The 9,268-nt window shown below is 37.7% G+C and carries 6 protein-coding genes; 4 read left to right on the top strand and 2 right to left on the bottom strand.

The genetic code is table 11. From position 1 onward, the window contains the following. Nucleotides 1-972: 972 nt before the first annotated feature. Nucleotides 973-2,655: a glutamine--tRNA ligase gene (glnS, locus tag H4J65_RS00425; protein ID WP_182184766.1), complete on the bottom strand. Its 1,683-nt coding sequence runs from the start codon at nt 2,653-2,655 to the stop codon at nt 973-975. A 286-nt stretch (nt 2,656-2,941) separates the two neighbouring features. Between glnS and H4J65_RS00420 the strand changes: the two genes are divergently transcribed. Together H4J65_RS00420 and H4J65_RS00415 are read left to right on the top strand one after the other, a co-directional pair. After that, nucleotides 2,942-3,886: an alpha/beta fold hydrolase gene (locus tag H4J65_RS00420; protein ID WP_182194087.1), complete on the top strand. Its 945-nt coding sequence runs from the start codon at nt 2,942-2,944 to the stop codon at nt 3,884-3,886. Between the two features lie 113 nt (nt 3,887-3,999). Further along, on the top strand, nt 4,000-5,037 hold the full coding sequence (locus H4J65_RS00415; protein ID WP_182194082.1) for an energy transducer TonB: 1,038 nt from the start codon (nt 4,000-4,002) through the stop codon (nt 5,035-5,037). Nucleotides 5,038-5,501: 464 nt separating this feature from the next. Here the strand turns inward: H4J65_RS00415 and H4J65_RS00410 are convergent, their stop codons facing one another. Next, nucleotides 5,502-6,056: a DUF4136 domain-containing protein gene (locus H4J65_RS00410; RefSeq protein ID WP_182194079.1), complete on the bottom strand. Its 555-nt coding sequence runs from the start codon at nt 6,054-6,056 to the stop codon at nt 5,502-5,504. Nucleotides 6,057-6,837: 781 nt separating this feature from the next. Between H4J65_RS00410 and H4J65_RS00405 the strand changes: the two genes are divergently transcribed. Further along, nucleotides 6,838-8,562, top strand: a complete 1,725-nt coding sequence (locus H4J65_RS00405; protein ID WP_182194074.1) for an acetolactate synthase 3 large subunit — start codon at nt 6,838-6,840, stop codon at nt 8,560-8,562. After that, on the top strand, nt 8,562-9,062 hold the full coding sequence (ilvN, locus tag H4J65_RS00400) for an acetolactate synthase small subunit (protein WP_182135537.1): 501 nt from the start codon (nt 8,562-8,564) through the stop codon (nt 9,060-9,062). Before H4J65_RS00405 ends, ilvN begins: the two co-directional genes overlap by 1 nt. Nucleotides 9,063-9,268: the final 206 nt, after the last annotated feature.

Below are 9,268 nucleotides of genomic sequence, written 5' to 3'. Positions count from 1 at the left end.
GTTAGAAGTTAGAAAATAGTTTAATTTTTCAGTTAAAAAATAACAGTTAATTTAAAAAAAAGCTCATAAGGAATACCTTATGAGCTTTTTTATTTTTTATGACTTAATTTACTAACGTGGCGGATAACTATTTACTAAGCTCCATGTAAGTTGAATTTCAGTCCATCAAGTTAAATCAAATTTAACCGTGCTCGGCACATATCCAAATAAAAAATACCCGCGGAAGATCTGAGTTAACCCATCAGATTAACCACTGGCTAAACGTTTGACGGACTAAAGTCCGACCTACAAAAAATCGCCAAACGCTAAGCGATCACCCATAAATTTTATGCGCTATTTGTAGGGTGGACTTTAGTCCATCAAGTTAAATGCAATTTAACCGTGCTCCTAACAAATGCCGATAAACAAAAATACCCGCGGCAGATCTGAGTTAACCCATAAGATTAACCACTGGCTAAACGTTTGACGGACTAAAGTCCGACCTACAAAAAAATTACCAAACGCTAAGCGATCACCCATAAATTTCATGTGGCCCTTTGTAGGGTGGACTTCAGTCCATCAAGTTAAATGCAATTTAACCGTGCTCGGCGCAAATGCCGATAAACAAAAAAACCGCGGCAAATCTGAGTTAACCCATCACGTTAACCATTGGCTAAACGCTTGACGGACTAAAGTCCGACCTACAAAACAATCGACAAACGCTACGCAGTCACCCATAAATTTTATATAGCCTTTGTAGGGTGGACTTCAGTCCATCAAGTTAAATGCAATTTAACTGTGCTCGGCGCAAATGCTGATAAACAAAAATTCCCGTGGCAGAACTGAGTTAACCCATCAGATAAACCAATGGCTAAACGGTTGACGGACTAAAGTCCGACCTACAAAAAATCGCCCTTTAAGAATATACTTTATAACCTAACAACCCGGTTCTTGAGCAGAGCCATTTATTAATAGCTAAATAATAACTAATCACTAGTCAGAAATTTTTGCCCAGGTATCACGTAAACCTACTGTACGGTTAAATACTAACTTACCTTGTTCTGCATCTTGTGCTGATATCTTATTGTCTAAACAGAAGTAACCTTGGCGCTCGAACTGAAATGCTTGCTCAGGCTTCGCCGTTGCCAAATATGGCTCTACTTTCGCGTTAGTAATAATAGTCAAGGAATCAGGGTTCATTACACTGTGAAAGTCTTCTGCTGCACCTGGATTTGGTACAGAAAACAAACGCTCATACAAACGAATTTCTGCATCAAGACTTTGCGCTGCCGCAACCCAATGAATAACACCTTTAGGCTTAGTACCATCAGTGGGGTTTTTACCTAAAGTCTCGCTGTCATATTGGCAATAAACTGTCGTTACCTTGCCGTCTTCATCTTTATCGCAACGCGTGGCGGTTACTACATAAGCACCGCGTAAGCGTACCGCTTTGTCTAGCACTAAACGTTTATATTTTTTATTAGCTTCTTCACGAAAATCTTCCGCTTCAATGTAAAGCTCTTTAGCAAATGGCACAATACGTGAACCAAAGCTCTCATCGCTAGGATGATTTTTAACATTAAGGTTTTCAACTGTATCAGCAGGATAGTTTTCAATAACTAACTTAATCGGGTCAAGCACTGCCATAGCACGTGGGGCATTGTCATTTAAGTCTTCACGAATACAAGCTTCTAAAACGCTCATTTCAACCGTGTTATCCATTTTCGTTACGCCAATGCGCTTAGCAAATTCACGTAACGAGCCAGGCGTAAAACCTTTACGACGAAAACCAGCGATGGTCGGCATACGAGGATCATCCCAACCACTGACTAATTTCTCTTCCACAAGGTTGTTCAGCTTGCGCTTACTCATCACGGTATATTCGAGATTTAAGCGTGAAAACTCATATTGACGCGGGGTAGTTTCAATTGAAATATTGTCGATAACCCAATCATACAAACGACGATTGTCTTGAAATTCTAGTGTACATATTGAATGCGTAATGCCTTCAATGGCATCTGAAATACAATGAGTAAAATCATACATGGGATAAATGCACCACTTATCACCGGTTTGATGATGATGAGCAAACTTAACCCGATAAATAATGGGATCACGCATACACATGAAGCTTGACGCCATGTCGATTTTAGCGCGCAGCGCACACTGTCCTTCTTTGAAATCACCTGCTTTCATTTTTTCAAATAAGGCCAGGTTCTCTTCAACTGAAGTTGCACGATAAGGGCTGTTTTTTCCAGCTTGCTTTAACGTGCCACGATATTCACGTGTTTCTTCGGCATTTAAAAAACAAACGTAGGCTAAACCTTTTTCGATAAGCTCAACGGCATAACCATATAAACGATCAAAATAATCTGAAGAATAATGAATATCACCGGCCCATTCAAAACCTAACCATTTAACGTCTGCTTGAATAGAATTTACATAATCAATATCTTCTTTTTCAGGGTTAGTGTCATCAAAACGCAAGTTACATAAACCTTGGTAATCTTGAGCAATACCAAAGTTTAAACAAATTGATTTCGCATGACCTATGTGTAAATAACCATTTGGCTCAGGTGGAAAACGAGTTTGTACTTGGCTATGCTTGCCACTAGCAAGATCGGCATCAATAATTTGACGAATAAAATTTGTTGGACGGTTTTCTACTTCCGACATCCACAGAACCCCTAAAAAATAAAGTTTAAATAATATAATTAACGATATTATATCAATAGAATTAACCAGAGCCCACCTAAAGAATATATATTCTGCGATGAATGGGAAATATAATCGAACTTGTCCACTTAAAGGATGATTTTCACCCTAGCTCTCACTTAGTTAACACCAAGACTTATACCCTGCTTAATATCATCAAAAGTGTAATATCTAGGTAAAATACATTCACATCCGATCAGTATGTTGCTATGTTATTTACAATTCTCCTTTATCGTTAACAATATTAATGTCTGAATGCTCATCTTTTGAAACAATGCTTTCATCTAACAATTTACTACTTGAAAATACTCAACAATGGCAACAAAAGTCTAACAGTGCAATGACAGTAAATGGTTATTATCGCGCGGGTGCTAAAGACGCTAAACGTATTCACTTGTTACACGGCACTGGCTTTTCAGCCATGACCTTAGCCGCCATGGCATCGCAATTACCCAAAGACTGGTCAATTTGGTTAACCGATGTACCCGGTCATGGCTATTCAACACAGCCAACAACGCACATGCCCAACTGGCAAAAAATGGCCAATACTATCGCTGATGCCATTTATCTTCAGGCTAATGTTAAAGAAAATGGTCCTTTGGTGGGTATTGGACATTCAATGGGCGGTGTTATAACGCTACTAGCCGCCGTTAAATATCCAGATTTATTCAGCGAAATTATTTTACTCGATCCCGTTTTATTTCAAACTGAAATGATTATAGCGCAGCAACTCATGCGGGCAACTGGCGCATGGCGGAGAAGCTCATTAGTCAAATCGGTCGCTAATCGCACAGCAATATGGCCAAGCTTGACTAATATGAAAGAAAATATTGCTGGCAAATCTTTTTATAAAGCTTGGCATCCCCAAGTAATAAGTGATTATTGCGAGTTTTCTACTCATGTTAGTCATCAAGACTCAGTTACGCTCAGTTGTCAGCCAAGTTGGGAAGCGTCAATTTTTGGCTCTTATCCAAAGGGACTCTGGCGAGCGATATACAATATAAAGATACCCGTAGAGATATTAATGGCTAATAAAAGTTATTTCTTTATTCCAAAAGCAGTTAAAAGAGCAGCAAAAATCAATAAAAATATTCAATGGCAAAAATTTGGCCGACATCACTGTTTTCCTATGGAGCAGCCCTTAGAAACAGCAAAAGTTATTACTGATTTAATAACCTCAAAACACGGGTAGTTAACTTATTATCTTGCCTAATTTTTTCAATAGGTTAAGTGACAAAAATATATTTTGAAGATATCATCTTTGTGGTCACTTAACTTATATTATATATATACACGGATGTTCAAATGAAAAAAATTATTATTAAGTTCTTACCCGCCCTCTTACTTTGCAACAGCGCAGCCGCTATAGAGCTGTCTCAGCTTTTAAGTACCTCAACTGAACCCACGCCCAAAATTAGAGTTGAACCTAAATACCCAATTTCTGCTGCACGTAACGGTCGTGAAGGTTGGGCTACATTTAGCTTTGTCATCGAAAAAGATGGTAGTGTTTCCAACGTGATCACGCAAGAAACATCAGGCAGTAAAGATATTACCTTAGCGGCTAAAAAAGCAGTCATGAAGTGGCAGTATCAGCCAGCCATTGAAAATGGTGAACCAATACAGCAATGTGTTAATAGTGTGCAATTTGATTTTAGAATGCATAAAAATGGCACTAAAAAGGTCACCCGCCGATTTAACAGTTTGTATCACAAAACGAAAGCTGCCTTAGCAGAAAAAGATTATGTAAAAACAAAAGCGCTGCTGAGTAAGTTTACAAAGATAGAGTACATGCATTTATCAGAGCATAATTTCTTGCAATTATTAAATGCCGAATACGCAAAAGCGATAGGCAACGATGCTATGCAACTTGCTCATTTGAAAAAAATAAAAATTGCCACTGATGATAAAAATACTGAATACGAATTATCATTATTAGCTCAACGCTTTGTATTAGAACTCCAGCTAAATAAATTTAAAAATGCTTATGACATTTATAAAAGAATTGAAAAAAATTCCGTTGCAAAACCTTATTTAGCACATTATCAAGCATTGATTAAACAAGTTGATGAATTTATTCATTCAGAGAAAGAACTTATTGTTGACGCCGATATTCGCAGTGATGACTACTGGCATTATGCCTTAGTACGAAATGAATTTACCCTGACCAACATCAAAGGTAAGTTAAACAAAATTGATATTCGTTGTGCTAATAAACGTCATGTTTATTCCATTGAAAACAATAATACGTGGAAAATACCCGATGCTTGGCAACAATGTCATGTTTTTATTTTTGGCGAAAACGATACCAAATTTAACTTGGTTGAGCATCCATTTAAAGTCTAGGTAAAATCAATACAGCTAGCGCTGTTTTTGACATGGTTAGCTTAGGCTGGAAACACGCCGATGGCTACCCCAATTAGCCATCCGTATTTGTTACCGATGGCAAAATTTTTGTTACCTTATGGCAAACTAAAAGTATTGAGGATGTTGTTGAATTCGATGGAAAAAAATGTTGGATTACATCATCTAGCATTAACGGTCGCTAATGAAGAAATATTAAAAGTGTTACATCAGCGATTTAAGTCGATACGAGCATACTCACAGAATTTTCCCCTGAGCTCAACGGTAAAGGCCCAAGTATACATATGATGATTCGTGAGCCTAGCGGTAATCGCATCGAGTTTGCCTATAGCCCAGCAAAATAAAAGTAACACCAACAGAGTATTCAAATTTTTTAAACAAAAAAAGCGCAGATCATCTGCGCTTTTTAAAGAAGTTATTCGTTGCTAAATGCTAAGTAAGGTTAACTAAAACTGAGCAACAACCTGTTCAATAACCATTTTAATGGCTTTACTTGGGTTGTCTTGTTCAGACGACTTAATGCGCTTAACTGCCCATCCGTGCCATACCGGTTGGTGACTTTTGACATCATATACATCTATTGCCAACTTTCCTTCAGTAATATTTCGCACGCGCGTGTCAGTACCCATGCCGCCGTAAAAACGACTGCCCCACATAAAGCTGGTGCGATACATCACGGGTAAAGAATCAACTTTTACTTTATCTCGACTACCCATGGTATATGAAATGGTGAAGTCAGCCTGCTCTGCATCATTAACTAACTGATAGCCTTTAGCGATGAAAGCTTGTTCAATGGCATTATCAATTCTGACTTTCATCACAGGGTTAGCATCAACAGACTCCGCTAATATCTTGCTCTTGTTCAGCCAAGCAAATGTTTTATAATCTGTTGTAGTAATCTCACTATTACGATCAAAGTCAACTCTAGCTTGCTGGTTTGATACACAGCCAGCCATTGCACCAACAAGTGCTAACATTATGATTAGTTTATTTTTTAACATAAATCCTTCCAAATAACTTTGATGTATTTAAAACTTAAGATACAGCCTATCATAAAAATGTTAGTCCGCTGCTGAAAAATGTCATTGCATTACTCTACTTACATAATAATAAAAAATAACCACTAATAACAGATCACTTACCAATAAAATTATTAATTTAACGATAAAGTATAGATAAAAAAATAATAGTATTTTAATAACTCAACCTAACTATTGATACCCATTTGATTAATTAGTTGCTCTACTTTGTATCCAGGAACAACAGCTAAACACAAGGCGTTTATTTAATAACTCGTTGTTCTAATTATTAAATAAATAACGCGCTAGTAGCTTGTTTTAACGAGGAGAAATAATCATAAAATTAGTGAGATTGCTATCAGTAACCTTGCACTCTTAAGCAACGCAAACCTAATTGTATGGCCAGATTAATTACAAATTAATGACAAATTTTTATTTTTAAGTAGTACAAGTGGTAAATATTTATCAGAAATAATCAGAAATTATGAACTTTACATTGACACATCTAGACAAACCCCTTAAAACTGTAGTCATTACTTTTTACACAAATAATTTTTAACATGAACTTCGTCAATACGCTGCTATCTCTCCTCATTCTCGTCTTGGTCTCAAAACCAAAGCGTGGGCGATATTGTGTGTAAAAATAAAGTAAAAAAAATAACAACAATAAACCCTCGCTCTGAAAAGAACGGGGGTTTTTTTATCGCTATTTATTTCAATTGATATTATTAACAACAGATTTTTTTTATTATAGGAATTACATATGACAAAAGAGCAATTCTCAGGTGCCGAACTAGTGGTGAAAACCCTAGCAGCACTTAAGGTAAAATATTTATTTGGCTATCCCGGAGGTACTGTATTAGATATTTATGATGCACTCTTTCGACAAGATGATGTTGAGCACATTCTTGTGCGCCATGAACAGGCTGCTACTCACATGGCAGACGGTTTTGCCCGCGCTACCGGTGAAGTAGGCTTTGTATTAGCTACATCAGGGCCAGGTGCTACTAATTGTATTACCGGCATTGCAACCGCGTATATGGACTCTATTCCTATGGTGGTACTTTCAGGCCAAGTGCCTACCGGACTGATTGGAGACGACGCCTTTCAAGAAACCGATATTGTTGGTTGCTCTCGCCCAATAGTAAAGCATAGCTTCAACTGTCGAAGTGTTGTCGACATACCTAACATTATTGCAAAAGCATTTTATATTGCCAGTACCGGTCGACCAGGTCCTGTGGTTATCGAGCTACCTAAAGATATTTTAATGCCGCAACACACTGCAGAGTTTAAATTCAGCGCTGAAGTGAACATGCGCTCTTACAATCCAAACGTGAAAGGCCATCACCGTCAAATTAAAAAAGCGGTACAGGCAATAAGCCAAGCAAAACGTCTTGTGGTTTATGCTGGCGGCGGCGTAATCATAGCGAATGCAGCAGAGTTACTGACTGAATTAGTTGAAAAACTTAACGCACCTGTGACCAATACCTTAATGGGATTGGGTGCTATATCAGGTTTACATGAAAACTTTATTGGTATGTTAGGCATGCATGGTAGCTTAGAAGCGAATAGAGCCATGGCAAATGCCGATGTTATTCTCGCTTTAGGGGCAAGGTTTGATGACCGTGTTACTAACAATGTGAAGAAATTTTGTCCAGATGCCACCATTGTGCATGTTGATATTGATCCCACCTCGATATCTAAAACTATTAATGCTCATATCCCTGTTGTTGGCTTACTTGATATTGTGATTAAACAGTTGCTTGTTGAACTGGAAGAAAAGCAATTTAGTGTTAACAAAGAAGAAAACCAAACATGGTGGCAACAAATTGCACAATGGCGAGCAGTTAAAAGCTTTAGCTACGAACAAACTGATGGCGTAATAAAACCACAGCGTGTTATTGAATCCATGTATAAAGCAACACAAGGTGAAGCCTACGTATGCTCTGATGTTGGACAGCACCAAATGTTTGCCGCGCAATACTATCCGTATGCGAAGCCACGTCAGTGGATAAATTCAGGTGGTCTAGGCACCATGGGCTTTGGCTTACCTGCTGCAATGGGCGTAAAATTAGCCTTTCCTGATAGCCATGTTATCTGTATTACCGGAGACGGTTCAATACAAATGAACATACAAGAGCTATCAACTTGTTTGCAGTATAATTTATCTGTGGTCATTATTTCATTGAACAACCGCTCTTTAGGCATGGTGCGTCAATGGCAAGATATGGTCTATGGTGGACGTCATTCCTCTTCGTATATGGAATCTTTACCCGATTTTGTCAAATTGGCTGAGTCCTATGGTCATGTAGGCATGCAAATTAATAAGCTTGATGAATTAGACGAAAAAATTCAAGAGGCTTTTGCGATTAAAAACCGACTGGTTTTTGTCGATGTGCTCGTTGATGAAAATGAGCATGTCTATCCGATGCAAATACGTACTGGTGCTATTGATGAAATGTGGATCAAAAAAGGAGTGAAAAGCTAATGCGCAGAATCTTAGCCGTATTATTAGAGAACGAAGCAGGATCACTTTCGCGTATTGTCGGGTTGTTTTCTCAACGAGCATTTAATATTGAAAGTTTAACCGTTGCACCCACTGATGATGATAGCTTATCTCGTATCACTATTGTCACCAAAGGTAATGACAAAATACTTGAGCAAATAGTTAAACAAGTCAATAAACTTATCGATGTTATTAAAGTAACTGACTTAACCGAGCGAAGTCATGTCGAGCGTGAATTACTACTTATTAAAGTCTTGGCAATGAACGAAAAGTCACGCAGTGAAGTAAAACGTATAACTGATATCTTTAGAGGCTCTATCATTGATATTGGTAAGCAAGTTTACACCGTTCAACTGACGGGTAATGCAGAGAAAATCAATGCCTTTATCTCCACACTCGCCAACGAAACAGAAATCATAGAATCAGTGAGATCTGGCTGTGTCGGTATTGCTCGCGGTGAAAAAGCATTGAGTGTGAAATAATAAGATACTTTGCTACATACACAATCTTAGGGGACTTTACATATCAAATATTTATATTACATATTTGATATGTAATATAAAATTTAACTTGATGGACTAAAGTCCAACCTTGTATCTCTCTAAATAGAGTAATGAGCTATTATTCTATGACGAGAACTAAGAGAGTTTGAGTCCAACCTTAAAGCATTGACTTTGGTCTGTAGATA

Source organism: Colwellia sp. MB02u-9 (genome assembly GCF_014077085.1).
Lineage (GTDB): Bacteria > Pseudomonadota > Gammaproteobacteria > Enterobacterales > Alteromonadaceae > Cognaticolwellia.
The sequence above is the reverse complement of the archived record's forward strand: the minus strand, read 5'-3'. Positions and strand labels throughout refer to the sequence as shown.